Raw genomic sequence first — 26,576 nt, 5'->3', positions numbered from 1 at the left:
CCTGCGACAGAACACAGACACGGACACATCGTGACAAATATCGGGACGGCCGCGCTGAAGGGCCACTCCATGGATCATCCGGATCATCCGGGGGACTCCGCGACCGACTGCCCGCTGGACCAACTGCCGCTCCGCACACCGGTGTCGGCGCATCACCGGGATCCCGTTCTGGACGTGGTGGTCCCGGTGTTCAACGAGGAGGCGGAACTGGAGCCGAGCGTGCGGCGGCTCCACGCGCATCTGCGCGAGACCTTCCCGTACCCGTTCCGGATCACCGTCGCGGACAACGCCAGCACCGACGACACCCCACGGATCGCGGCCCGGCTGGCCGCCGAGTTACCGGAAGCGCGGTCGCTGCGGCTGGCCGAGAAGGGGCGAGGCGGCGCGCTGCACGCGGCGTGGTCCACCTCGCGGGCACCGGTACTCGCCTACGTGGACGTGGACCTGTCGACCGACCTGACGGCGCTGCTGCCGCTGGTCGCCCCGCTGATCTCCGGCCACTCCGACATCGCGATCGGCACCCGCCTGGCCCGCGGTGCCCGCGTGGTGCGGGGCCCGAAGCGCGAGGTCATCTCCCGTTGCTACAACGTCCTGTTGCGCTCCACCCTCGCCGTGGGGTTCTCCGACGCGCAGTGCGGATTCAAGGCGGTACGACGTGATGTCGCCGAGCGGCTGCTGCCCCTGGTGCAGGACTCGGGGTGGTTCTTCGACACCGAACTGCTGGTGATAGCGGAGCGGGCCGGGTTGCGCATCCACGAGGTGCCGGTCGACTGGGTGGACGATCCCGACAGCCGGGTCGACATCCTGTCCACGGCGCTGGCGGACCTGCGGGGCATCGCCAGGATGGGCCGGTCCCTGGCCCGGGGCACACTGCCCACGGCCGGGCTGCGGCGAGGCGGCGTCGACCACTCGGCCGGCGGTCTGCCCGGCCAACTGCTGCGCTTCGCGGCGGTGGGAGCCGTGAGCACCGTCGGATACGTGCTGCTGTACGCGCTGTTGCGCCCGCCGACCGGATCGCAGGCCGCCAACGCGCTGGCCCTGTTGATCTGCGCGGTCGCCAACACGGCCGCGAACCGTCGGCTCACCTTCGGGCTGCGCGGCCGGGGCGGCGCGCTGCGCCACCAGGCAAAGGGCCTGCTGGTGTTCGTGGTCGGTCTGACACTCACCAGCGGATCTCTGGCCGTGCTGCACCAGGTGGCACCGAGACCCGCGCGGCCCACCGAGATCGGGGTGCTCGTCGCCGCCAACCTGGGCGCGACACTCCTGCGCTTCCTGCTCTTCCGGGCCTGGGTGTTCCCGGTCCGCCGCCGCGGGACGGGATCCACTGCCGCATGAACCACACGATGCCGACACCCGCGGTCATCCCCGGGCCCGACCCCACCGAGTCCGCCGTCCTGGGCCCGAGCCCCGTCCCCGACCCGAGCCGCACCCCGTATCGCTGGTGGAGGCACGCCTGGCGGGGGCGCCTGAGACGCTGGGCCGCCCACCACGGTCCCGTACTGGCCCTCTACGGCGTACTGAAGCTCATCGGCTTCTCCGTCTTCATGTACCTGCTCAACTCCTCGGGGGAGTACCGGAAAAGGGACCCGCGTTTCGGCGGCGGCGCCCATGCCTGGGACGTGCTGGCGAGCTGGGACGGCTGGTGGTACCAGCAGATCGCCGCCCACGGGTACGACCCCGCTCTCGTTCCGGTCGCCGGCGCCAAGGGACTCATCACCCTCGAGGGCAACTCGGCCGCGTTCTTCCCGCTCTACCCGGCGACCATGCGGATCGTCTCCGAAGGCACGGGGCTCGGTCTGTACGGCTCCGGCATGCTCGTCTCGGTCGTCGCCTCGTTCGTGGCCGCCCTCGGCATCTACGCCGTCACCGCCCGGTTCGGTGGCCGCCGGGCCGGGCTGGCCGCGGCCGGACTGTGGGCCGTCTGGCCCGGCTCGGGCATGGAGTGGGCGGCCTACTCGGAGTCCCTCTACGTCGCCCTCGCCGTCTGGGCCTGCCACGCCGTGATGAGCGACCGCTGGCTCACCGCCGGCATCCTCACCTTCGCCGCCGGCCTCAACCGCCCCACCTCCGTCGCGCTCATCGCCGCGCTCACCGTCGCCGGGCTGCTGGCGCTGCACCGCCGTCACGACGACATCGCCCGCCCATGGACCGCGATCCTGATCGCGCCGCTCGGACTCGTCGGCTACCTGCTCTGGGTCGGCAACCGGATGGGCGACCTCAGTGGCTACTTCAAGCTCCAGAAGGGGGCCTGGGCGCACACCTTCGACTACGGCGAACAAACCGTCGACGTGTTCACCTCCATGGCCGTGGGCCGCTTCGACTACCTCTTCGCGTACCCCCTGGAGGACACCATCGGCGCGGGCGTGGTCCTCCTGGCGGTGCTGCTGATCCCGCTGCTGATCCGCCTGCGCCCACCGGCCGTCCTGCCCGTCTACACGCTCCTCACCCTCGCCTTGGTCCTGGGCAGCCAGCAGATATTCGGCAACGTCTCCCGCTACCTGCTCCCGCTCTTCCCTCTCTTCATCCCCGTGGCCGTCAAGTTGCGCGGCCTCGGTCTGCCCACGCTGTTCACCTTGCTCGGCATCACAGCGGTCGCGTCGGGCTCGTACGCGGGATACGTGCTCTTCGAAGTGGGGGTCCCGTAGGCCCCCTCGCCCCGCCCGCTACCCCTCGTGAACCGGTTGCATGGTCATGACGTCCGCGTCCCAGTCCAGGAGCCGGGCCAGGTCGTCGTCGCCGGGCCGGGACGGGGGCGCTCCACCGACGGGGCGGGTGTGGGTGCCGCGGGAGATGTTCCCGCTGACGGTGGTGTTGTGCTCGGTGCGCGGGCGGCGCAGCGACTCGTAGTGGGAGAGCGCGGTCTCGGTGTCGGGGGCGTCGCGCAGGGATTTCGCGAGGACGACGGCGTCCTCCAGCGCCATGGACGCGCCCTGCCCGGTCGCGGGGGAGGCCGCGTGGGCCGCGTCGCCGATGAGCAGGGTGCGGGCGGTGCGCCAGGGGGTGCCCGGGGGCAGCTCGGTGGCGTTGGTGACCATGATGTCGTCGGTGGTGGCCGCCACGGCGTCCGCGGCGACGGGGGCGTCCTCGCGCAGCAACGGCACGAGCAGGTCGCGCCAGCCGGCGGGGGTGCCCCGGGCGATCTCGTCCATGGGCAGGGGATCACCGGGGACACGCGCGAACCAGTAGCTCTCGCCGTCGGGCGACACCGCGCAGCCGAAGCCGCCCGGGCCGCCTCGCACCATGGTGATGCAGGCGTCCGGGCCGGGCAGCGCGGTGGCGCCGGTGTAGCCGTAGAAGACGCGTTGGCCCGCGTGACGCGGGCGGGTGGCGGGCGCGACCGCCCGGCGCACGGTGGAGTGGAGACCGTCGGCGCCGACGAGCAGGTCCGCGGTCGCGGTGCCGCCGTCGGCGAAGTGAGCGGTGACGCCGCCGGGGCCGTCCTGGACGGAGGTGAGCCGGGCGCCGTGGCGGATGTCGACGCCGCGGCGTGCGGCCTCCGCCTGCAGGGCCGTGGTGAGCTCGCCGCGGCGCAGGCACCGGTAGCGCAGCAGGGGGTCGGCGGCCTCGCCGAGCGGAACGTGCGCCACCGCTGTGCCCGCGCCGTCGAGGACGCGCATCGAGGTCAGCGGAAAGCCGACGGCGGTGACGGCGGCGGAGGCGTCGAGCTCCGCGAGGGCGCGCATGCCGTTGCTCGCGAGGGTGAGGAACGCGCCGATGTCCTCGGCCGAGTCGGGGTGCGCCTCGTACACGACGACGTCGATACCCGCCTTGCGCAGGGCCACGGCCGCCGCCGTACCCGCGATTCCGCCGCCGATGACCAGTACGCGCGCCACACCACACCCCGTTCGTGCCCGGTTCGGCCGCCGCGGCCGCGCCTTCGGGTGGGAAACGTCCGGGCGGCGGTGACGGTTCCGGTCGAACGGGTGGGCGACCGCGGGACGATCGGACGGCGTGCCTCAGTCGTGGGACCGCGGCTGCCCGCCGCGGGAGGGGCACAGCGAGGGGTCCTCGTCGAGGCACCGCCGGAGATGGGGCAGCATGCCGCGCTCCAACAGGGCCTGCCGCCACTCCAGCCAGGTCTGCTCGCGCCGGGCGGCCGGTGCGCGACCGGCACGTCGGCGCACCATCCCGCGCATCGGTGCCACGAGCGCGAGGAGCGTGCTCAGGGCGGCCAGGAGAGCGAGCGCCCAGCCGGCGGTGGTGAGTGAACTCGGCAGTGGGCCGCGTACGTCGACCAGGTGGAGCAGGTGGCCGAGCACGATCAGGACGGCGGCGGAGGTGCAGGCCAGCAGGGGCGTGAGAACGGCCGGCGCCGACAGCGGTCCCCCCTCGGCCCGCCGACCCGGCCCGGTGTCCGAGGTGTGCCGCCGCACCCCGGCCCCCGTCGCCGCCGCGTCCAGGTCGAGGCACGCGAGATACGCGCGGTACTCGGCGCGCGCCGGGGCGGCTATCTCCCCGGCGTCCGCGAGTGCGCGGACCCGCAGGCGCCGGGCGGCCAGGCCGGCCGGGTCGGCGCGCAGGGCGCTGCGGATGTCGGGGGTGTTCAGTGCCAGGTGCAGCACCGCCTCGAAGTCCGCGCGGTGCTCGGGGCGGAGGCCGGACGGTCCGCTCACATGGTCTCCTCAGGGGTGGGGTGCCGACGGTGGTGGACGCGGCGGGCCGGGCCCGCTCCCGAGAGCCGACCCGGCCCACCCGCGGCCTCGGACGTTGACGCCGAAGTCGGCGGCGATCCCGGTCGGCCCGGAAGCGTAACCCTGCCCGACCGCGCGGAACTTCCACTCGGCACCGTTGCGAGGTTGTCGTGTAAGACGACGTTCCGCGAGCGCGTCACCGTCCTCGGACCAGCCCCGCCAGATAGCGCCACAGCGACGAACGCGGCCGTTCGGCGCCGTCGACGGTCGGCGGGTGACCGGGCGGGGGAGGGACGACGGGCGTTCCGGCCGCCTCCGTCTCGGGGCGGGCGGGCGTGTCGGCGAGCGTGTAGCGGACCGGGAGTGAGCGCAGGCCGCGCATGAACGGGGAGGAACGCCAGGGAAGTTGGTCGACCGGCAGCGACAGCTCCAGCCCGGACAGCCGCTCGAGCAGGCGGCTCACACCGATCGACGCCGTGGTGGTCGCCAGTTCCCTCGCCGGGCACTGACGGGGCCCGGCGCCCCAGGCCAGGTGCGCCCGGGTGCTGATCGTCCGGGCGGGGCAGACCCCCTCGGAGAACGCCGGGTCCGCGTGCGCGGCGCCCACGGACACCCACACCGGATCGCCCGCGGCGATGGTGTAGTCGCCCAGCCGGGTGTCGGTCAGCGGGAACCGCGGCACGAAGTTGACCAGCGGGGGCTTCTGCATCACCACCCGGTTCATGGTCTCCCTGATCATTCCCGCCGACAGGCTGTCGCGCGCCGAACCGTTTCCGCTGATCACCTCGACGACCGCGTTGGAGATCAGGATGCCGACGTGGTCCGAGGTCATGCCGAGCAGCATCATCAGTTCGCGGGACAGCTCCTCGACGCCGAGGCCGGGGTGGGCCGCGAGGAGGTAGGAGGGGAAGTCCTCGCCCGGCTCCTTCATCTTCCACGCCCCCAGCTCGGCCAGGGCGGCCAGCAGCCGCTCCAGCGCGGGCCCGGCGTCCGGACCGGCGTCCAGCACCCGCCACATGTCCATCAGTACGTCGTCGTGCTGCGAGCCGGGGAAGCCGAGCAGATGACTGGCGACCATGAGGGGCAAGGGCCGCGAGAACTGGGCGGAGAGATCCGCCCAGCCGCTGCGGCCTCCCTGGGAGAACAGGGTGATGAGCTCGTCCGCGTCGCGGGCGACCTTCGCCCGGAGCTGCCGGGCCTGGGGCTGCCGGGGGTCCTGGAACGGCCTGAGCGCGGCGTCCCACGCGCCGCGCAGGCTCGGGTAGTCCGCGCCGCCCTGGATCAGTATGTGGTTGACGTCGAGCGACGGGGCCAGCGGCCAGTCCTCGGGCAGCCGGCCCTCCCGCCGCGCCCGCCAGTTCTCCAGCCCCTTCGGCCAGGCGCTGTCGTTCTGCAGGACCTCCAGGGACTCCTTGTAGCCCAGCACCAGCCAGACGGGCACTCCCAGCAGGTCCACCGGCGCGACCGGACCGTGCGTCCGACGCAGCCGCTCGTAGACGAGCGCCGGGCGGGTCTCGTAGTCCCGGGTCATGAGCGGCTCCAGGCTCATCGCCTCCAGCGGCTCGTGACGGGCTGCCGACCCGTCGCTCAGTTGGGACCCCATGGCTTCCTTTCCTCTGTCAGCGCTGACCCTGTCACGGAGCGCTGTGTGGACATGACGATCTGACAGAGTAAAGATGATCGACTCCGGCGTGCCTACAGCGGGGGCGGACCTCTCCGAAGGCGGCGCCGACCATCGTCGGACGCAGGCCCTGTAGGGACCCCGTGAGCAGCGCGTTCCCCGCTTCCCGAAGGGCACGTCTTGCCTGCTCGGCGTGGCGGGCGCACGCTGGATCCATGGGTGCGCACGAGGGCCCTACGCTGATCACGTCCGTCCAGCGGGCCTTCCGGCTGCTGGAGGCCGTGGGCGCGCACGAGAACGGCGCGCCGGCCAAACAGCTGGCGCGCGAGACCGGTCTGCCCCTGGCCACCGCCTATCACCTGCTGCGGACGCTGGTCCACGACGGCTATGTGCGCAAGCTCGCCGACGGCGGGTTCGTCCTCGGGGACAAGGTCCAGACCCTGCACAGCACGGGCCGGGGACAGGCGCTGCTCAGCCGGGTGCGCCCGACGCTCGCCGCGCTGCGGGACGAGATCACGGCCGCCGCGTACCTCACCTTCTACGAGGACGGCGAGATCCGGGTCGCGGAGATCGTCGACGGTCCACGGACCCCTCGCGTCGATCTCTGGGTGGGGTTCGAGGACGCGGGGCACGCCACCGCGCTGGGCAAGGCCGTGCTGCGAGAACTCGACGAGGAGGCCCGCAAGGACTACCTCTCCCGGCACCACCTCGCCGACCTCACCCCGCAGACCATCACCAGCCTGCCTGAGCTGCTGCGCCGACTCGACTCCTCGCCGGTGACCCCGGCCGTCACGGACCTGGAGGAGTACGCCCTCGGCACGGTCTGCGTCGCCGTACCCGTGTACAGCGGGGACGTGCTCGGCTCGCTCGGCGTCTCGCTGCCGGCCGGCCGGCTCTCCCGGCTGCGGGAGGTCCAGGAGCGTCTGCTCCCCACCGCGTCCCGCGTGACCAGGAGCCTCTCGCTCACTATCTGAAAACCCGCTTCTTGTGACCATCGGGCCGAATCCGTTTCCTGGAGAAAGCAGACATTTAGGAGTCTGCCCCGTGTACAGGTGAGGACAGCGGACAAGACATGAGCCAGGCCCGAGACCATGGTGGCGACCAGCGGCCGACGCGGTGGACCAGAGACCGGGTGGCCGGACCCGGGGCCCCGTCCCGCAGGCGGGCCGCCGCTCAGCTGGCCGCCGGGACTCCGGTACTGCCCGTGCTGATCGTTTCCGTCATCGTCCTCGCCGACCTTCTCGGCGGAGCGGGGATGATCTGGCTGCACCTGCTCGCGGCCGGTCCCGCACTGGCCGCCACCACCAACGGGCCCCGCGGAGTCCTCTGCGTCGGCGCCCTCGCCGTCACGCTCGGCGCGACGCTGGGATCCTGGGAGGGTGTCCCGGCACGCGAGCTGGTGGCCGTCCTGTCCGCGCTGGCGGCCGTCACCCTGGCGAGCGGCCTGGCGAGTGCGCTGCGTGGCCGCCGGGAACGGGTCCTCGCCGCCGTCCGCTCGGTCGCGGAGACCGCCCAGCACGCCCTGCTCAAGCCCGTACCGGCGACCGTCGGCCCCTTCCAGGCGGCCGTGCGCTACAGCGCCGCGGCGGCCGAGGCCCGCATCGGCGGGGATCTCTACGCGCTGATACCCACCCCGTACGGCGTCCGGCTGATCGTCGGCGACGTGCGCGGCAAGGGACTGCCCGCTGTGGGGACCGCCGCGCTGGTGCTCGGTGTCTTCCGGGAGGCCGCCCATGACGAGCCCGACCTCCTCGCCGTCGTCGACAGGATCGAACGCAGCCTGGCGCGCAACCTCGGCTGCGACGACTTCGTCACCGCCGTGGTCGCCGGACACCCGAGGCCGGGGCAGCTGGAGCTGGTGAACTGCGGCCACGCGCCTCCGCTGCTGGTGCGCGAGTCCGGCCACGTCGAGGCCGTGGAGCCCCCGCGTCCGGCCCCGCCGCTCGGGCTGCGCGCCCTCGCGGGTCAGGGCCCCGCCCTCCAGGTGCTGCCGTTCGCCGATCGGGACCAGCTGCTGCTGTACACCGACGGAGTCACCGAGGCCCGCGACCGGGGTCGTGCGTTCTACCCGCTCCGCGAGGGGCTGGCGCGCCACCTGTCCGACGAGCCGGAACGCACCCTCACCGCGCTCCACGACGAACTGCTGGACCATGTGGGCGGCCGACTGCACGACGACGCTGCGCTGCTGCTGATCCGCAAGCCGGCCGTGGCCGAACCGGCGGCCCCCCAACCGACCGCTGTATGACACCCGTTGGCCGTGGTGCCCATGGTGTCCCTGTTGCAGACTGGCCGCATGACACGCATGAGGAGGGCCGCCGCGACGCTGGCGGCCACGGCAGCCGTGCTGCTCGCCATACCCCCCACCGCCTCTGCCACCCCCGTCCCGCACGGAACGCTCGTCCGGGAGAACTTCGACCGGCTTCCCCTCGGCCCGGTCACCGAGGGCCGCGGCTGGACCACCGACACCTCCGACGGTTCGCTGACCGTCGAACCCTCCACCACCGGCCACGGCCGTGAACTGCGGCTGCGCACGGAAGGCAACGGTCGCGCCTTCCTGGTCCTGTCCGACCTCGCACCCGCCGGCAACAGCTTCTGGGCCCGGCTCCGGCTGCGGGTCGACCGGTTCCCCACCGCCCCCGACTGGGCGCACTGGACCATCGCGGAGGCCTCCGGCTCCGACGCCCCCACGCTGGTACGCCCGTTGGGCGGCCAGTACGTACCCACCGAGCAGGCCGACTTCTGGGGCGTCGGCTCGGACCTGGGCCCCACCGGGGACTGGACCGCCTGGAAGACCTCCGCTCCCGCCGTCGCCGGTGGATGGCAGTGCGTCGAGTTCCACCTGGACGCCACCGACAACCGCGTCACCGTCTACCTGGACGGCGAGGAGCAGTCCGAGCTGACGGTTTCCACGAAGAACCACGGCGGCATGGCTGACGACTTCCGCTTCCCCCGCTTCGACACGCTCAAGCTGGGATGGCAGCTGTACCAGGCCGATCCCACTCCCTCCTCCTACGACGTCCGCATGGACGACGTGGCGCTGAGCGGCAGGCGCGTGGGCGGGTGCGCCTCATGACGGGCCGGGTCTCCCGCAGATCAGTGCTCGGCGGGATCGTCGGCGGCCTCGCCCTGACGTCCGCGGCGCCCGGCCCGGCCACCGCGTCCGGGCGGGACCGAGAGCCGTACCTTCCGCTGGCCGTGGGCGCCGGGGGCGGTCCGGCCGGGACGGACCAGGTGCATGTCCTCAAGGTCGGCCCCGACACGGCGCACACGATCCTGGTGCTGGTCCCCGGCATGTTCGGGGCCGCGAACGACTTCCGGCTGCTCGCCCGCGACCTCGTGCGGGCCGTGCCCGGGGTGCAGGTGTGGGCGTACGACCGACGCGAGGAGAACCTGGCCGACCGTACCGGCTTCGCCACCCCCGACCCGGCCGCGTACTACCTCGACGGCCACTACCGCTCCCAGGACCCCGCCGGCTCCGCCTTCGTCGCACGCTGGGGCCTGGCCCGGACCCTGGAGGACCTGCGCACGGTCGTACGGTCCGCCGCCCACGGAGGTCGGCGCCGGGTGGTGCTCGGCGGCCACTCCTGGGGTGCCACCACCGCGATGACGTACGCCGCCTGGGACTTCGACGGCCACCCCGGGTACCGGGACCTCGCGGCCCTGGTGCTCGTCGACGGCGGGGTGCGCGGAGCGTTCGACGGGACGGGGGAGCCCGTCCACAACTCACCGGACGAAGTACGGGAGCGGCTGGCCGCCATCGACGGCGGAGCCGTCTTCGACATGACCCTCAGCGCCGTCGGGCTGGGCTCCCGGGCGGAGAGCACCCAGATCTGGTACCAGCTCGCCGGCTGGTACGCACACCGCGATCCGCAGGGCCGCTCGGTCCTGCAACCCCGGATGCCGGGCGCCCTGCGCCCGCCGGTGCCCGTCACCAACGCCGCACTGCTTGGCACCCTGGTGGAGACGACGTTCGGCTGGCCCAACGACATCAGCGTGCACTCCGGGCACCTCGCCGACAGCGGTGAGGTACGCCGCTGGATCGACACCGGCATCACCCCGGTCAGCCGCGTCGCGACGGTGTACGCGGGCGGCCCCGAGCCCGCCGTGTGGGAGTGGTACTGGCCGGCCCGGCTGTCGGTGGACCTCGACGTCGTCGACGCCTACGCCGACACCGAACTGGCCCGCTCACTGGGTCTGCGTCTGCTCCACACCACGGACCTGGACATCCCGCTCTACGCCTTCCAGACGAGCTACGCCCAGGGAACGATCGTGTCGGCGGCGCGCGAGGTCGTCGCCGACTCCCGTATCCCGTACGGGACGTACGAGACGGACAACGGCATGAACCACCTGGACCCGCTGTTCGCCGCCCCCGCGCACAACACCCTGGCCCGCACCCTCGCACCGTTCCTCGCCCAACTGAGGTAGGTCACCACGCATCAGCGGGGCATCGCACGGATGCCCCGCTGATGACATGGACCGGCTACTCCCCGGACGGGGCCGTCAGCGGGACGCCCGCAGCCACCGGCGTACCGAAGTTCGGTGTGCCGTCGGCGTTCCAGGTGAACTTCTGCGCCCTGGTCGAGCGGTTCATGTCGCAGCCGCCGTTCGCGGAGCTGTTGGCGTGGTAGACCATCCAGTCCTCGGTCCCGTCGGGCGACGTGAAGAAGCCGTTGTGGCCGGGCCCGTACACGCCGTTGGACCGCTGGAAGACCGGGTTCGGGGACTTGACCCAGGAGGAGGAGTTGAGCGGGTCACCGCCGTTGTACGTCAGCATCCCCAGCTTGTAGTCGGGCGTGGAGCAGTGGCTCGCGGAGTACACGATGAAGGTCCTGCCGCCCCGTTGGAGCACCTCGGCGCCCTCGTTGACCGCGCCGCCCACCGTCTCCCAGCTGTAGGTGGGCGTGGACAGCACACGCCGGGTGCCGCTCGCGGTCCACGGGTTGGAGAGCGGCCTGATGAACATGGGCTGCGAGCCGTTGTAGTAGGTGCCCAGCAGGTACAGCTTGCCGCCCAGTTGGAGGATGCTCGGGTCCAGCTCCCAGGTGTTGTCCTGGGTCGGGTCGAGCAGGTCGGCCTTGAAGGTGTAGGGCCCCATCGGGTCCAGTCCGGCGCTCTCCAGCACATGGATCCGCTGGGTGCCCAGGTCGTACGGTTCCCGTCCGGCCGTGTAGTAGAAGTACCACCGCTTCCCGTTCGGGCCGTCGAGCAGGTGGAACTCCGGGGCCCACATCGTGCCCGCCCCGTTGGGCCGGGTCAGGTTGAAGATCACCTGTGCGTCGGCCGTGGCGAGCCCCGCCAGGGTCCGGGACTTGCGCATGGTGACCGTCGAGTTCCAGGTCGTGGTGGCGAGGTAGTAGTACCCGTCGTAGTACGTGAGCCAGGGGTCGGGCCCGCGCTGGGCGATCGGGTTGGTGAACGTGCGCGGGTTCGTGCCGCCGCCGGTGAAGCCGGGCAGCCGCCACACCCTGCCGTTCGCGGCGGCGCACGGCAGTTGCACCAGGCCGGTGTCGGAGGCCGAGGAGCCACCGCTCGGGCTGACGCACTTGCCGGAGCCGGCGGACACCAGGTTGAAGGTCTTGTCGGTGCCGCTCACCGTCACCGGGACCAGGCGCCACTGCTGGTTCGTCTCGCCGTGGCAGGGCCACTGGATGATCGTGGCGTTGTCCGCGGTGGACGCGCCGGAGACGTCGACGCACTGACCGGACTGGGTGGTGACGGTGTAGGTGTCACTGGTCCCCGGGACCGGGGTGAAGCCGAGGTTCTGGTTCGCGCCCCCGCCGCAGGAGAAGGCGCGCAGCTGTGTTCCGTTGGTCGACGAACTGTTCGGCAGGTCGAGGCAGTTGCCGCCGTTCTGGTTCACCCCGGTCGAGGTGAACGTGACGGCTGCGGCAGCGGGTGAGGGCGCCACCAGGAAGGCGACCACCACGGTGAGGACGCCTATGAGCGCGGACACACATCTGGAACGGGTCACGGTCCGTACACCTTTGCTTCGAGGAGGCCGACGGAGTTGGTGCCGTTGCTGGTGAGCTGCACCCGTAGTCGGGTGGTGTTCGTCGCGGTGAAGGTGACGGTGTTGTACTGGTTCCTGGCCAGTGGGTAGCCGCTCGCGCCGGGCACGTCGACGTAGGCACTGCCGTTCCAGTACTGGAGTTTCCACGAGGACGGCATGTCGATGCCCTCGTCGTCGTCGAAGAAGTACACCTCGGCCTTGTTGATCGTCTTCGCCGACGGCCAGGTCAGCTCGGCCCACTGCTGTCCGCTCTCCGGCCAGGTGCCCCAGCGCGGGTTCACGGTGTCGTTGGACGAGGGCGGGTCGATGCCGTCGTTGACCGCGCTGACGCTCTCCCAGGAGGAGGTGTACGACGCCGACGCCGTCGCGGAGGTCGCCTGGTTGGCCGGTTGCTGGGGTGGCTGGACGCCGCCCCGGTTGTACACCTTGACCTCGGTGAGGCCGGTCTTGGCGCCGGACGCGTTGGTGGCCAGGACCCGTATCCGTTGGGCGCTGAGCGCGGGGAAGCGCACCACGTTGTAGTTGGCCCTCGGCGCCGCCGGGCTCTTGGTCTGGCTCGGGGCGTTCACCCACGAACCGCCGTCGTAGTACTGGATGGTGTACGCGGACGGCGCCCGGTAGGTCGTACTGGCCGGGCGGCTGTCCTTGAAGTACAGGCGCACCTCGTCGAGCGTGCGGGCGGTGCCGAAGTTCAGCTCGTACCAGTCCTGGCTGTTGGGGGAGCCGCCGGCGCCCCAGAACGGCTCGTTGGTGGGGTAGCCGTCGACCGCGCCGGACACGCTGCTGCCGGAGCCGGTGTAGGACGCGGACGCCGTCGCTCCGGAGGCGAGGTTGGTCAGGTCGGCGGTCAGGTCGACGCCCGCCTTGGCGAACATGTCGACCATCCGGGGGCTGTTCTGCACCACCTGGTTGGGGGCCCTGAGTCCGGGGACGGCCGTGTGGTGGGTGACCGTGCCGCTCGTGGTGACGTCTCCGGTGGCCGGGTCCCACGTGAAGGGGACCAGGGAGTTGACGGTGGCGACCCGGTTGCCGTTGACGTAGATCGAGTAGCCCTCCGGGACACCGGGGTAGCGCACCACACCGTCGGCCGGGTCGTCCCAGACGAGGGACAGGTCGGCGCCCCGGTAGCGCAGGTTGTTGACGGTGAAGTGGTCCCAGCCGATGTCGATGGGGGAGAGCTCCACCTTGGCGTCGTTGCGCGGCCGCAGCCCCGCCACGTCCTCGATGACGGTCCAGTTGCTGCTGCCCAGGATGTTGTGGTGGATCCACGACCGGTAGTCGATGCCGCTGCCGTTCCAGTCGGCCCAGAACTCGTTGGCGTCGGGCCACTGGGTGTTGCCGCCGACGTACTGCGCCCAGGCGTTCCAGTAGAGCAGCTTCTTGTAGTCGGTCGCCTTCATCCAGGAGTTGGGGTAGTTGCGCAGCACCGAGGAGTACAGCCGGAACTGCACGGTGGAGTTGATGGTGGAGAAGTTGTTGGAACCCGGGTTCCCCGCGTCGGCCGCCGCCTTCTTGTCGACCTGGTTGGCGGTATAGAAGGGGAAGACGGGGTACTGGGCCGGGTCGTCGAACAGACGCAGCGCCTGCTTGTACGTCGCGGTGTTGGGGACGGCCCCGACGGAGAACGGGTAGTAGTTGTTGATCTCCTTCCAGGGCACCCACTCGTTGGTCGACTTCAGCCGGTGCTCGAACAGCTGCCGGTTCGGGTTCCACAGCACGTTGACGATGGCGTCCTTGATCTGCGTCGCCAGTGTCCGCATCTCGGTGGCCTTGGCCGTGTTGCCGGTCGCCTCGTAGGCCTGCGCGGCGGCGAGGGCGCCGCTGTACTGGTAGGCGGACTCGGCGCGGTCCATGTTTCCGGGCTTCCAGTGGAAGGAGACCGCGTCGGCGTCGTTGCCGGTCAGGGCGCCCCAGTCGTACTCGATCAGCTTGTTGTTGTCGTGGTCGTAGTAGGCGAGTTGGCCCTTGACGTCACCCTCGGCGTACTTGGCCAGGTTGCCCGCGATGGCCGGCTGGCCCCCGTGGATCTGGTAGCTCTTCCAGGCCGCCTCGGCGATGTACTGGGTGTAGCTGTTGGACCAGTTCTCCGGGTCACCCGGGTTGTCGAGGAAACGCCCGCCCTTCGACGTCTGGCCCACGCTGAGCCAGTCGCCGTACGCGTAGGCCGGGTTGCGCAGGTACTTCAGGTCGTCGATGTGCATGGGCTGGGTGAGCGCGATCGCGTTGTTGTAGCCGAGGACGCCTTCGGTCGAGGTCGGGAACTGGAAGGTCTGCCCGGGGATGTCGGCGTCGAGGTTGTTGAAGCGCATCAGCCACCAGCGGTAGTAGATGTTCTTCTTGATCGCGGGCTCGGGCACGTCGATGTAGGGCACGTTCTGCGCCCACCACAGGTTGTAGGCCTTGACGTGGGTCGCGAACGCGGTCGCGGGGGAGTAGCCCGCGTAGGCGTTGTACTCGGTGAGGGACTCGGGGATCTCGTCGGTGACGAAGCCCATCACCACCTTGGTGGTCACCGTGGCTCCGGCCGCGATCGTCACGGACCGGTCGAGGCCGCCGCTGGAGACACTGAAACCGTCGCCGGTGAGCCGGGGCCGGAGGGTGGTGAGGTTGTTCTTGGCGCTCACCTGCCCGGTGAGTTCACTGCCGGAGCCGGTGGTGGCGTACGGGGAGGTCGCCCGTAGTTGCAGCGTGGTGGAGCTCGTGCCGTTGTTCTTGATCGCCAGGTTGGTCACCGCGACGTTGTTGTCCGTGACGAACTTCGTCTGGTTGACCGTGATCGAGCCGCTGGTGTGGACGCTCTTCCAGTGGCTGGGCGCCTGCCAGCGCTGGGAGACCTGCTCGGTGAAGGTGCCCGGACTGATCGCGACGGTGTAGGCACTGTTGTCGTTGACGCTCTCCCAGTAGGCGACCTTGCCGCCGAACCCGAGCTTGGAGGGGTCGTGCTCCTTCATGAAGAGGGCCCGACCGCGGCTCATCAGCCAGGGACCGGCCGGGTCGTTGCCGGAGCGGGCCAGCAGACGGTCCATCCAGAAGTCGGTTCCCGAACTCTCCGCGTCGTAGATGGTCCGCATCATGTCGCCCGGCGTGTAGTCGACCGGCGGGGCCGGGATCGCCGGGCCGGTGAAGGTGGGGAACCCGATGGTCTGGGCGGCCGCGGCCGGGGTCGCGGTGACGACGGAACAGACGCTGAGCACCAGGGCGACGAGGAGACACCTCGTGCGTCGGCGCCGTGACGGTAAGGCGTGCGGTCTTCTCATCGGATGCTCCCTGTCCCGTTGACAAGCGCTTGCTCGCGATGATGCCGACGTGCGTGGTCCGCAGAGCACGGAAACGGACCTGAAAGGTTTTCGCAACGTAGGAGCGAGCTGATGGAGTGTCAAGAGGGGTGTGGTTCACCGATGTTGAACCGCCTTGGCGGGCGCCCGTTCAGGACAGGGCCGCCGTGGACCCCCGGATCACCACCCGGCAGGGCAGGGTCTCGATCCCCGGCCGCCGGGCTCCGCCGATCGCGGTGAACAGGGCGTGCGCGGCCGCCCGCCCGACCTGTTCGAGGTTCATGTCGACGCTGGTCAGCGGTGGCCGGGAGGAGGAGGTCAGGACCTGCCAGTTGTCGAAGCCCATGACCGCGACGTCCTCGGGCACCCGCTGGCCGCGCTCGCGCAGCACGTCCATGACACCGCGGGCGATCTGGTCGCTGCCGCACAGCACGGCGTCCACGTCCGGATGCCCGTCGAGCAGCATCGCGGTGGCCGCCCGCCCCCACCCCTCCGACCACGCCCCGAACCGCGGTTCGCCGACCAGGGCCAGGCCGGCGTCGGCGAGCGCGGCCCGGGCACCCGAGGCCCGGTCCTGCGCCGCGGAGTACCCGGGATCGCCGGTGATGTGGGCGATCCGGGTCCGGCCGCAGGCGAGCAGGTGGTCCACCGCGATCCGGCCCGCACCGACGTTGTCCGGCACGATGGACAGGTCCTCCGGGTCCTGTGACGGGGCGTAGGCGTAGACGACGGGAACCGGCAGCTCCCGGCCCAGTGAGCGCCGGGGATCGGTCCGGCTGCCCACGACGATCAGGCCGTCGACCCGCCGCCCGAGCAGCGCGCGCACATGGTGCTGTTCGCGGATCGCGTCGCCGCGCGCGTCGCAGAGGAACACCGCGACCTCGCCCGCCCCGAAGGCGTCCTCGGCGCCCATGAGGATCGGAATGCTGAACCGGCCCTCCAGGTCGCTGGTGAGCAGACCGACGGTGCCCGTGCGCCCGGCCAGCAGACCGCGGGCCACCTGGTTGGGCCGGAACGACAGCCGCTCCGCCGCCTCGATCACCCGCTGTCTGGTCTCCGCGCGCACCTGGCTGCGGCCGTTGAGGGCCTTGGACGCCGTGGCGACGGACACGCCCGCCAGCCGGGCGACCTCGACGAGCGTGGCGGGCTGCGGACGGGCCGGGCCGGTGGCCTGTGACATGGTCGCTCTCCTGTCTCGCGCGGCGCTGCCGACGCCGTCGAGGGCGGCACGCCATGCGTAAAACAGTACGCGAAAGACTTTCGGTCAGGATGCCCGCACGGGTTTCGGTGATCCGTCCACCATCCGGTCCCTGCAAGGGGATTGACGGGTACTGAGCAGAGTTCTAGCGTCGCAGAAAGCCTTTTCGGTCCTTTCCGTCTCTCGGTTCAGTGCCACCGCATCCACCGTCCCGGCCGGCCGGCCCGTTCGTGGCCCGCCGCAATTCAAGGGGGATCGATCATGGGGAGCACGGTCGGACCACATGGGCGGCCGCGCCGCTTCGTCACCGGCGTTGTCGCACTGCTCGCCGCCGCGAGTCTGGTCACGGCCTGCGGGTCGGACGAGGACGGCGCGGGCGGGGGAGGCGGTGGAGGGGCCGACGCGAAGGGGGTCGACGACGGCGCCACACTCACGATGTGGACGCGCGCGGCGACCCGCCCGCAGAGCGAGGCCCTGGTCAAGGCGTACAACGCGAGCCACAAGAACAAGGTCGAACTGACCGTCGTACCGACCGACGACTACCAGGCCAAGGTCGGTGCCGCCGCCGGATCCAAGGACCTGCCCGACCTGTTCGCCTCCGACGTGGTGTTCGTCCCGAACTACACCTCCAGCGGGCTCTTCGCCGACCTCACCGAACGCGTCGACGCCCTGCCCTTCGCCAAGGACCTGGCGCAGTCGCACATCAAGGCCGGCACGTACGAGGGCAAGAAGTACGTCGTCCCGCACACCCTCGACCTGTCGGTGCTCTTCTACAACAAAGAGCTCTACCGGCGGGCGAAACTCGACCCGGAGAAGCCGCCCACCACCCTGAAGGAGTGGGACAGCCAGGCGCGGGCGGTGGACGCGCTGGGAGGCGTCGACGGCACCTTCTTCGGCGGGAACTGCGGCGGCTGCGGCGTGTTCACCTGGTGGCCCTCCATCTGGGCCGCGGGCGAGGACGTGCTGAACGAGGAGGGAACCGAGGCACAGCTCGCCTCCGCCACCGCGAAGAAGGTCTACGACACCTATCGCGGGTGGGTGAAGGACGACATCGTCGCCCCCGGCGCGAAGGACGAGACCGGCGTGACCTGGACCGGCGTCTTCCCCAAGGGCAAGGTCGGCGTCATGCCCATGCCGTCGACCACCCTGGGGCTGATGCCCAAGGACCTCGACTTCGGGGTCGCGCCCATCCCCGGGCCCGACGGCGGCAAGTCCACCTTCGTCGGCGGTGACGCCATCGGCATCTCCGCCACCAGCAAGTCCACCGACCAGGCCTGGAACTTCCTCGCCTGGTCCCTGGGCGACAAGGCGCAGGTCGACGTGGTCGCCGCGCACAAGGACGTGGTGGCCCGCACCGACCTCGCGTCCAACAAGTACTCCAAGGCGGACCCCCGACTGGTGACCATCAACCAGCTGGTGGCGGACGGCCGCACCCCGTACGCGATGAAGTTCGGCCAGACCTTCAACGACCCCAACGGGCCCTGGCTGACCCTGATGCGCGACGCCGCCTTCGGCGACGGGAGCTCCGTGGACAAGGACAACGAGGCGGTCTCCGCGTCACTGGCGGACTAGGGGGTTTTCGAACGTCCCACACAGCATCCACGGCGCCCGGCACGCACCCTGGCGGCGTCCGGCCGCCCGGCGCGCGCGCACCCGGCACTTCCTCCGCACCTCACACGGCAAAGGAGAGACATGCAGGTGAAGGTGGCCGACGAGACAGCGGCGACCGAACACCGGACCCGGCCGGAACACCGGGTCCGTCCGCCCCGCGCGGCCGCGCCCCGGTGGCGGTCCCGCAAGGCCAAGGGTCTCGCGTACGCCGCCCCCACGGCCGTGTTCGTCACCGTCTTCTTCCTGCTCCCGCTGCTGCTCGTCGGGCAGATGTCGCTCAGCGACTGGCCCCTGCTGGCCGGTGACCGGGGCGTCAACGCCCCCGAGAACTACACCGACGCGACCGACAGCACCTTGTTCTGGCCCGCGGTCCGCTTCACGCTCCTCTACACGGCGATCGTCACGGTCGCCCTGCTCGGCCTGGCACTTCTGCTCGCCCTGCTCGTGCAGGAGTCCCGCCCCGGCGCGGGCTTCTTCCGCACGGTCTACTTCCTGCCCGGCGCCCTCGGACTCGCCTCCGCCTCACTGCTGTTCTGGGGCCTGTACAGCCCCACCACCGGACCGCTCAGCCGCGCCCTGGACAAGCTCGGCCTCGTCGACGACCCGGTGTCCTTCCTCGGCACCCCGACGGCCGCCCTGCTGTCGACGGTCTTCCTCATCGTCTGGAAGTTCGCCGGCTTCTACATGCTGATCCTGCTCGTGGGCATCCAGCGCATCCCCCACGAGGTGTACGAGGCGGCCCGGATGGACGGCGCGAGCCGCGGCCAGATCTTCCGCTCCATCACCCTGCCGCTGCTGCGCCCTTCCATCGCGCTGAGCCTGCTGCTGTGCGTGACCGGATCCCTGCTCGCCTTCGACCAGTTCTTCATCCTCACCAAGGGCGGACCGGACAACAGCACCGTCACCATCGTCCAGTTGATCTATCGGGAGGCCTTCCAACGGCTGAACCTGGGCACCGCCGCCGCGCTGTCGATCATCGTGCTGGCCGTGCTGCTCCTGCTCAACGCCCTCCAGTTCCGCGGTCTGCGCCGCGCCGACGAGTCATGACCCCCACGGTCGTGAGGCCCCGTCAGGAAACCCACGCCACGAGAAGGGACACCACGGTGCTCACCCGCGCCCTCGGCCGGACGCCGTACTACGTCGTCGCCGGAGGTCTGGCCGTCATCTTCCTGTTCCCGCTGCTGTGGAACGCCTGGTCCTCGGTCAGCGGACAGCCGGGCACCGCGCAGGAATCCGGCTACGGCCTCGGCAACTACCGGACACTGCTCGACTACGACGCCGGACTGTGGCGCTACCTCCTCAACAGCACCGTCGTCTCGACGCTGACCGTCCTGCTCACCCTCGGGGTGTCACTGCTGGGCGGCTACGCCTTCGCCCGCTTCGACTTCCCCGGCAAGAACCTGCTGTTCCTGCTCACCCTGGCCATCCTCATGGTCCCGTACGCCACCCTCCTCATCCCGCTCTACGTGCTGCTCGGCAGGCTCCATCTGCAGAACTCGCTGATCGGGCTGAGCCTGGTGCTGGCCATGTTCCAACTGCCGTTCGCCACCTTCATGATGCGGATCTCCTTCGAGGCGGTCCCGCGTGAACTGGAGGAGTCGGCGCTCGTCGACGGCTGCGGCACGGCCGGGGCGCTGCGCCGGATCCTCCTCCCGGCGGTGCGGCCGGGACTTATCACCGTGGGACTGTTCGCCTTCCTCGCGGCCTGGAACGACTTCATCGCCCCGCTGATCCTCATCTCCGACAGCGAGAAGGCGCCCCTGCCGCTGGCCGTCGCCAATCTGCGGCAGCAGAGCATGGGGGCCGTCGACTACGGCGCCACCGAGGCGGGCGTGGTGGTGCTGGCCGTGCCCTGTCTGCTCCTCTTCCTGCTGCTGCAACGGCACTACATACGGGGCTTCATGTCCGGCGCGCTCAAGGGCTGACAGCCAACGAACGCGCCGACGCGCCTACGCCGAACCACAGACCGAACCGCGCACACGGAACGGCCCGCACCGCCGACCGAAGGGACAACCGAAGGCATGAACTGGTGAGGGAGAACACGGCGCGGTCGTCCGTACTGCCGGTGGCCCCGACCCGCGGCCGGCTGCGACCGCTCGGCCTCGACGAGGTCCGGATCACCGGGGGCTTCTGGGCCGGGCGCCGGCACACCAACGCGATCGCGACCATCGGCCACTGCCGCGACTGGATGGAACGGGTCGGCTGGACCGGGAACTTCCGGGCCGCCGCCGAGGGGCGGGTCCACCGGGACCGGCGGGGACGGGAGTTCGCCGACTCCGAGCTCTACAAACTCCTCGAAGCGATGGCCTGGCAGTCCGCCACCGGCCCCGCCCTCGACACCGACATCGCCGCACTCTCCGACGTCATCGCACCCGCCCAGGAGGCGGACGGCTATTTGAACACCGCCTACGGCCACCCCGGCCAGCAGCCCCGGTACAGCGACCTCGAATGGGGTCACGAACTGTACTGCCAAGGGCACCTGATCCAGGCGGGCGTGGCCCAGACGCGGGCCCGGGGCGAGGGCGAGCTGGCGAAGATCGCCCGACGGGCGGCCGACCACGTCTGTGCCACCTTCGGCCGGGGCGGCATCGAGGGCGTCTGCGGACACCCGGAGATCGAGCCGGCCCTGGTCGAACTGGCCAGGGCGACGGGGGAGCAGCGCTACCTCGACCAGGCCGCGCTGTTCGTCGACCGGCGTGGCCACCGCACCCTCGCCGACATCGAGTTCGGCCGCGCCTACTACCAGGACGACCTGCCGCTGCGCGAGGCGACGGCGCTGCGCGGGCACGCCGTCCGCGCTCTCTACCTCGCCTGCGGCGCGGTCGACGTGGCGGTGGAGACCGGCGACGACGACCTGCTCGCCGCGGTGGTACGGCAGTGGGAGGCCGCGGTCGCCCGGCGGACGTACCTGACCGGCGGCATGGGCTCGCACCATCGGGACGAGTCCTTCGGCGACGACTTCGTGCTGCCACCGGACCGTGCCTACTCGGAGACCTGCGCCGGTGTCGCCTCCGTCATGCTCAGCTGGCGGCTGCTGCTGGCCACCGGCGAGCCGCGCTTCGCCGACCTCGCCGAGCGGACCCTGTTCAACGTGGTCGCGACCTCACCGTCGGCGGACGGCCGGTCCTTCTTCTACGCCAACACCCTGCACCGGCGCCACCGCGGTGCCGTACCCGCGGCGCACGCCCCGAGCGCGCGGGCCGAGTCGAGTCTGCGCGCGCCCTGGTTCGCGGTGTCCTGCTGCCCGACCAATGTGGCGCGGACCCTGGCCCAACTGCCCGCGTATCTGGCGACGGCCGACGAGAACGGCGTGCAGGTGCACCAGTACGCCGACGCGGAGATCGCCACCTCGCTCGCCGGCGGGCACCACGTCGCCCTGCGGATCCGCACCGACTACCCGGCCGGCGGCACCGTGACCGTGCGGATCGGCCGGTCCACCAACCGCCCGTGGACCCTGTCGTTGCGGGTGCCCGACTGGACCGCGGGCGACACCGCGTGGCTGGTCGACCCGGACGGGCGGCGCCGCGCGGTCGCCCCGGGCACGGCCGAGACCACCCGGGTCTTCCGGCCCGGCGACGAGATACGCCTCGAACTGCCCGTACGGCCGCGCTGGATCCGCGCCGACCCGCGGGTGGACGCGGTGCGCGGGGCGGTGGCCGTGCAGCGCGGCCCCCTGGTGTACTGCGCCGAGTCCGTCGACCTGCCCGACGGGCACGAGGTCGACGCCGTCCGGGTGGACCCGTCCGCGGAGCCGGAGGACGGGCCGGACGGCGGGGGCGCCACCGTCCTCGTACCCGGTGAACTCGCCCAACCCGGTGCACCGCACGACCCCGCATGGCCGTACCGGCCCCTCGACCGAGCCACCCCTCCCACCGCCGAGCCCCGCACCATCGTCCTGGGCCCCTACCACTCCTGGGCGAACCGTGGGCCCACCACCATGCGCGTGTGGCTGCCGACGACAGAGGGTCGGCCGGATTCCACCGGAGCACAGCCGCAGGCCGCACCACGACCGAAGTCCACCGGAACACACCCGAAGGCCACCGGGAGGTAACCGTGCACGGACAACGAAGACGGCACCGCCGCGGCGCCCTGGCCGGAGCACTGGTCCTCGGGCTGCTGGCGCCGCTGGCCGCCACCGCACCCGCGTCGGCGGACAACGCGGACATCGGCTACCCGGTCTACTCCGGGTCCGCGCACCCCGTGCCGAAGCTGCCGGCCGGCTTCACCACCCACCGCACGCTGCGTACCCAGTACGAGGCCGACCGGAAGACGGGCGACGGCACCGACTTCTGGATGGACCGCATGCTGGCCCGCAAGGGTGCGGACCCGGCGGGTGACTGGCTGTTCACGCGCGGACGGGCGGTGTTCATGAAGGAACACGATCCCGCCCGGCTCGGGTTCGCCGGCAAGGTCGCCTACTGGGAGAGCATCGAAAACCGGTCGGCGTACACCGTGAACCTGTCCGTGGACGGCGAGGACCTGACCCTCCGCGAGGACACCGACGCCCGCACCCAGACCCCCAGTTACTGGCGTGGCGAGTTCACCCACGACGCCACCGGCCTGAAGGTGACGCAGACCAAGTTCATCACCGACGCGAACGTGGCGGTGACCGACCTGACCGTCGCCAACACGGGTGCGACGAGTCGGAAGGTGACCCTGCGTGCCTCGTCCCCGTACACCACGACCGCCGAAGGGCGCGAACTCACCGGCACGGTCGCCGCGAAGAACAACCTCACCACCGTCTTCCCCCGGCTCAGCGGCGACGGCATGGCACCCGACGGCGAAGCCCTGACCCGGACCCTCACCGTCCCCGCGGGCCGCGCGCGCACCACGAAGGTCCAGCTGGGCTTCGTCACCGAGGAGATCGCCCGCTCCCGTTCCGCGTACGACGTGATGCGTACGGCGGCCCCGGCCGCCGCCTTCCGCGCACAGGTGCAGACGTACAACCGGTGGTGGGCCGAGAACCTGCCCTACCTCGACGTCCCGGACGACAACATCGAGAAGACGCTCTACTACCGCTGGTGGCTGCTGCGTTACAACTTCCTCGACGCCGACATCCCGGGCAACGACTACCAGTTCCCCACCTCGATGGAGGGCGTCCTGGGCTACAACAACGCCATCGCCCTGACCACCGGCATGTTCGTCGACGACCTCAAGTACCTGCGCGATCCGAGCTACTCCTACGGACCCTGGGTGTCCGCCGGAGAGGTGTCGAAGAACGGCAAGTACACGGACAACCCGGGGGACCCGGAGAACTGGTCCAACAGCTACACCCAGTACATCTCCGAGGCCGCCTGGCGCTCCTACCAGGTGCACGGCGGCCCGGACGGCGTGGTGCGCAACCTCGCGCGGTACGCCGAGAAGGACGTCCGCGGTCAGCTGGAGAGCTACGACCACGACGGCAACGGGCTGATCGAGTACGACTGGGGCGCGATGACCGGCAACGACGCCGACGCGGTGTCGTTCGACTGGAAGCCGGGCACCATGGACCGCGCCGAGTCGGCGTACGTGTACAGCAACGCCACCGCGGCCGCCCGCGCCTACGACCTGCTCGGTGAGAAGGGCAAGGCCGACGAGATGCGCGGGGTCGCCCAGCGCGTCAAGGACGCTGTCCTCACGTACCTCTGGGACCCCGAGGACAAGCTGGTCAAGCACCGGCACGTGGCCAGCGACACCCTGGTGCCCTGGAAGGAGATCAACAACTACTACCCGTACAGCGTGGGCCTGATGCCCACACCGGACGAGGACCCCCAGTACCTGGAGGCCCTGCGGCTGTGGGCGGACGACAAGCAGTACCCCGTCTTCCCGTTCTTCACGGCGAACCAGGCCGACAAGGCCCAGGCGGCGGAGCAGGGGCACCCGGGCAGCAACAACTTCTCCGTCATCAACTCCACCGTCACCTTCCGCTTCCTCTCCTCCGTGCTGCGCAAGTACCCGAACCAATACATCGACCGCACCTGGTACAAGAAGCTGCTGTCCTGGAACGCCTGGGCCCAGTACGTCGACGGCGACAACCGGTGGCCCGACCAGAACGAGTTCTGGTCGGACGGCAGCGCCGACCCGCAGAAGATCGGCTACCGTTCCTGGATCCACCACACCATCCTCGGCACCACCAACTGGACGGTGATCGAGGACGCGATGGGCTTCCGGCCCCGCGACGACCGCAGGATCGAGCTGTCGCCGATCGACGTCGACTGGCCCCACTTCGCCGTCACCGACATCAACTACCGCGGCACCGACGTGGCCGTGCTGTGGGACAAGCCCGGTGACGGCAGACGGCCGTACGGCCGCCAGGTCCCCGAGGGCTACTCCCTCTACCTCGACGGGAAACTCGCCCTCACCGCCGACCGCCTCACCCACCTCGTGTACGACCCCGTCACCCGCAGGGTGACCTTCCCCGACGGGGGCGGGGCCAAGGCCCGCACCACCGGCCTTCGTACGGCCCTCGCCGCGCCGCAGGACGTCGAGTACGGCCCGAAGGACCGCGTCACCGACCTCTTCGCCAAGGCCGGGCGGGACCTGAACGATGTGGCGAAGGAGAACCTCGCCGCCCGTGCGACCGTCCGCGCCTCCTACGAGGCGGCGGGCCACCCGGTGGCCGGCGCCGTCGACGGCTTCACCATCAACGAGCCCTTCTGGGGTGCCCGCGGCTCGGGCAACGCCGAGGACTGGTACGAGCTGGACTTCGGGCGACCGCGCGGCGTGGACGACGTCAGGCTCCACTTCTACAGCGACAAACGGCCGGACGGTTACGCCGAGCCCGCGCTCTACGCCGTGCGGTACCAGGACCGTGGCGGGCAGTGGCGGGACGTGGCCGGAGCGGTCAGGTCGCCGGTCTTTCCACGGGCCAACCTCAACCAGGTACGTTTCCCGAAGGTGACCACCCAGAAGCTACGGGTGCTGATGCGCCACCGGGACGGCCACACCAGCGGCCTGAAGGAGATCCAGGCCTTCGCCACCGGCGCCCGGCCCCCGGCGGCACGCAACCACGCGCCGTATGTCGAGGCGTGGCGTGACACCACCTACAGCCGTCCCGGTCAGGTCAGGCTCACGGGCGTCGTCAAGGACGACGGTCTCCCGCAGCGGAAGCTCACCGCCTCGTGGCAGGCGGTCGACGGCCCGGACGGCGGCACCGTCCTCTTCGGCACCCCGGGCGCCTCGACGACCGTCGCCCGGTTCACCGAGGCGGGCACCTACACGCTCCGGCTCACCGCGAGCGACGGCACGTCCGAGTCGTCGAAGACGGTCGTCGTCGAGGCGGCGGGGCTCTCGGACGGGCAGGTGAACGTGGCGCCGTCCGCCACGCCCACCGCGTCCTACACCTCGGGCTGGGAGTCGGTGGCCGCCCTCAACGACGGCCGGGAACCCGTCTCGTCCTCCGACGCGCCACGCTGGGGCAGCTGGCCCCAGAAGGGCACCCAGTGGGTGCAGTACACCTGGGACGACCCCGTCCGCGTGGACGGCTCCGACCTGTACTTCTTCCGCGACGCCCAGCCGGGCGCGGACGACGGCGTCGGCGTGCCGTCCTCCTGGGTCATCGAGTACCGCGACGGCGACACCTGGCGCGAGGTCGCCTCACCCAGCGGCTACGGCACGGCGGAGGACCGCTACAACCGGACCACCTTCACCCCCGTCACCACCACCGCTCTGCGGGCCAGGCTGACCGGACATCCCAACCTCGCCGTCGGCGTGCAGGAGTGGAAGGTGTACGCGCAGACGCCGGAGTCGGTGCGCGAGGTCCACGTCCCCACCCCGCGCGGCAGGATCCCGGAACTGCCGGGCCAGGTCACGCTGGTCTACCCGGACGGTTCGACGGCACGCTCGCCCGTCGCCTGGCCGACGCTCACCGCGGAGCAGGTCGCCGAGGGCGGCACCAGCGTACGGATCACCGGGCTCGCCGACCGGGCCGCGCAGCCCGTCACCGCGACCGTGTGGGTGCGCCAGAGCGACGCGGTCGAGATCACCAGCCTCGCCGAGGAGCGCCTCACCACCCGGACGGGTCGGGCGCCCACGCTTCCGCCGACCGTCGTCGCCACCTACAACGACGGATCCAAGGACAGCGGCGTCCCGGTCACCTGGGACCCGGTGGATCCGAACCGGTACGCGGAGCCCGGAACCTTCGAGGTGAAGGGAACGGTGTCGGGCACCACCTACCGCGCCACGGCCACCGTCACCGTGACCGCCGCCCCACCCGGATGACGAACCCCGATGACCGCCTCCCCCTGACCCT

General features: G+C 71.1%; 17 protein-coding genes and 1 pseudogene. 11 read left to right on the top strand and 7 right to left on the bottom strand.

Annotated features, from left to right (window positions below):
- Positions 1–69: 69 nt before the first annotated feature.
- Positions 70–1,335 (top strand): glycosyltransferase, encoded by a 1,266-nt coding sequence (locus tag ACFYRY_RS24830; RefSeq protein ID WP_389150269.1) that lies wholly within the window; start codon positions 70–72, stop codon positions 1,333–1,335.
- Positions 1,332–2,645, top strand: a complete 1,314-nt coding sequence (locus tag ACFYRY_RS24825) for a hypothetical protein (protein ID WP_389149577.1) — start codon at positions 1,332–1,334, stop codon at positions 2,643–2,645. Before ACFYRY_RS24830 ends, ACFYRY_RS24825 begins: the two co-directional genes overlap by 4 nt.
- An 18-nt stretch (positions 2,646–2,663) precedes the next feature.
- Here ACFYRY_RS24825 and ACFYRY_RS24820 read toward each other — a convergent pair whose 3' ends face one another.
- The 4 genes and pseudogenes from ACFYRY_RS24820 to ACFYRY_RS24805 all read right to left on the bottom strand — a co-directional run bounded on the left by ACFYRY_RS24820 (position 2,664) and on the right by ACFYRY_RS24805 (position 6,234).
- On the bottom strand, positions 2,664–3,833 hold the full coding sequence (locus tag ACFYRY_RS24820) for an FAD-dependent oxidoreductase (protein ID WP_389149574.1): 1,170 nt from the start codon (positions 3,831–3,833) through the stop codon (positions 2,664–2,666).
- Between the two features lie 123 nt (positions 3,834–3,956).
- Positions 3,957–4,613, bottom strand: coding sequence for a hypothetical protein (locus ACFYRY_RS24815; RefSeq protein ID WP_389149571.1), 657 nt, complete (start codon positions 4,611–4,613; stop codon positions 3,957–3,959).
- 90 nt (positions 4,614–4,703) lie between these two features.
- Positions 4,704–4,793, bottom strand: a pseudogene (locus tag ACFYRY_RS24810) (chemical-damaging agent resistance protein C); the annotation flags it as partial.
- Between the two features lie 34 nt (positions 4,794–4,827).
- Positions 4,828–6,234 carry a cytochrome P450 gene (locus ACFYRY_RS24805; RefSeq protein WP_389149568.1) on the bottom strand — a complete coding sequence of 469 codons (1,407 nt, stop codon included), beginning with the start codon at positions 6,232–6,234 and terminating at the stop codon, positions 4,828–4,830.
- A gap of 233 nt (positions 6,235–6,467) precedes the next feature.
- On the opposite strand from ACFYRY_RS24805, the gene ACFYRY_RS24800 reads away from it, so the two are divergent.
- The 4 genes from ACFYRY_RS24800 (at position 6,468) to ACFYRY_RS24785 (ending at position 10,677) form a co-directional block, all read left to right on the top strand.
- Positions 6,468–7,226: an IclR family transcriptional regulator gene (locus ACFYRY_RS24800; protein ID WP_389149565.1), complete on the top strand. Its 759-nt coding sequence runs from the start codon at positions 6,468–6,470 to the stop codon at positions 7,224–7,226.
- 98 nt (positions 7,227–7,324) lie between these two features.
- Positions 7,325–8,497, top strand: coding sequence for a PP2C family protein-serine/threonine phosphatase (locus ACFYRY_RS24795; protein ID WP_389149562.1), 1,173 nt, complete (start codon positions 7,325–7,327; stop codon positions 8,495–8,497).
- A gap of 48 nt (positions 8,498–8,545) precedes the next feature.
- A complete protein-coding gene (locus ACFYRY_RS24790; protein ID WP_389149559.1) occupies positions 8,546–9,325 on the top strand; it encodes a hypothetical protein in 780 nt (259 codons plus the stop codon).
- Positions 9,322–10,677 (top strand): alpha/beta hydrolase, encoded by a 1,356-nt coding sequence (locus ACFYRY_RS24785; protein WP_389149556.1) that lies wholly within the window; start codon positions 9,322–9,324, stop codon positions 10,675–10,677. Before ACFYRY_RS24790 ends, ACFYRY_RS24785 begins: the two co-directional genes overlap by 4 nt.
- Before the next feature lie 55 nt (positions 10,678–10,732).
- Here ACFYRY_RS24785 and ACFYRY_RS24780 read toward each other — a convergent pair whose 3' ends face one another.
- The 3 genes from ACFYRY_RS24780 to ACFYRY_RS24770 form a co-directional block, all read right to left on the bottom strand.
- Entirely contained in the window at positions 10,733–12,223 is a 1,491-nt protein-coding gene (locus tag ACFYRY_RS24780) for a family 43 glycosylhydrolase (RefSeq protein WP_389149553.1), read from the bottom strand.
- Positions 12,220–15,519: a discoidin domain-containing protein gene (locus ACFYRY_RS24775; protein ID WP_389149550.1), complete on the bottom strand. Its 3,300-nt coding sequence runs from the start codon at positions 15,517–15,519 to the stop codon at positions 12,220–12,222. The genes ACFYRY_RS24780 and ACFYRY_RS24775 overlap by 4 nt, the downstream gene beginning before the upstream one ends.
- Before the next feature lie 169 nt (positions 15,520–15,688).
- Positions 15,689–16,717 (bottom strand): LacI family DNA-binding transcriptional regulator, encoded by a 1,029-nt coding sequence (locus ACFYRY_RS24770; protein WP_389149547.1) that lies wholly within the window; start codon positions 16,715–16,717, stop codon positions 15,689–15,691.
- Positions 16,718–16,996: 279 nt separating this feature from the next.
- Here ACFYRY_RS24770 and ACFYRY_RS24765 point away from each other — a divergent pair, with 279 nt between their 5' ends.
- From ACFYRY_RS24765 to ACFYRY_RS24745, 5 genes are all read left to right on the top strand, one after another.
- Positions 16,997–18,307: an ABC transporter substrate-binding protein gene (locus ACFYRY_RS24765; protein ID WP_389149544.1), complete on the top strand. Its 1,311-nt coding sequence runs from the start codon at positions 16,997–16,999 to the stop codon at positions 18,305–18,307.
- A gap of 120 nt (positions 18,308–18,427) precedes the next feature.
- A complete protein-coding gene (locus ACFYRY_RS24760) occupies positions 18,428–19,393 on the top strand; it encodes a carbohydrate ABC transporter permease (protein WP_389149541.1) in 966 nt (321 codons plus the stop codon).
- A 56-nt stretch (positions 19,394–19,449) separates the two neighbouring features.
- A complete protein-coding gene (locus tag ACFYRY_RS24755; protein WP_356776852.1) occupies positions 19,450–20,271 on the top strand; it encodes a carbohydrate ABC transporter permease in 822 nt (273 codons plus the stop codon).
- Between the two features lie 104 nt (positions 20,272–20,375).
- Positions 20,376–22,397 (top strand): glycoside hydrolase family 127 protein, encoded by a 2,022-nt coding sequence (locus ACFYRY_RS24750; protein ID WP_389149537.1) that lies wholly within the window; start codon positions 20,376–20,378, stop codon positions 22,395–22,397.
- 2 nt (positions 22,398–22,399) lie between these two features.
- The gene (locus ACFYRY_RS24745; RefSeq protein WP_389149534.1) at positions 22,400–26,545 is read left to right on the top strand and encodes an Ig-like domain-containing protein; all 4,146 of its coding nucleotides are present in this window, start codon (positions 22,400–22,402) and stop codon (positions 26,543–26,545) included.
- Positions 26,546–26,576 lie beyond the last annotated feature (31 nt).

It is taken from the genome of Streptomyces sp. NPDC005263 (assembly GCF_042872365.1).
In the GTDB taxonomy this organism is placed as follows: domain Bacteria; phylum Actinomycetota; class Actinomycetes; order Streptomycetales; family Streptomycetaceae; genus Streptomyces.
The sequence above is the reverse complement of the archived record's forward strand: the minus strand, read 5'-3'. Positions and strand labels throughout refer to the sequence as shown.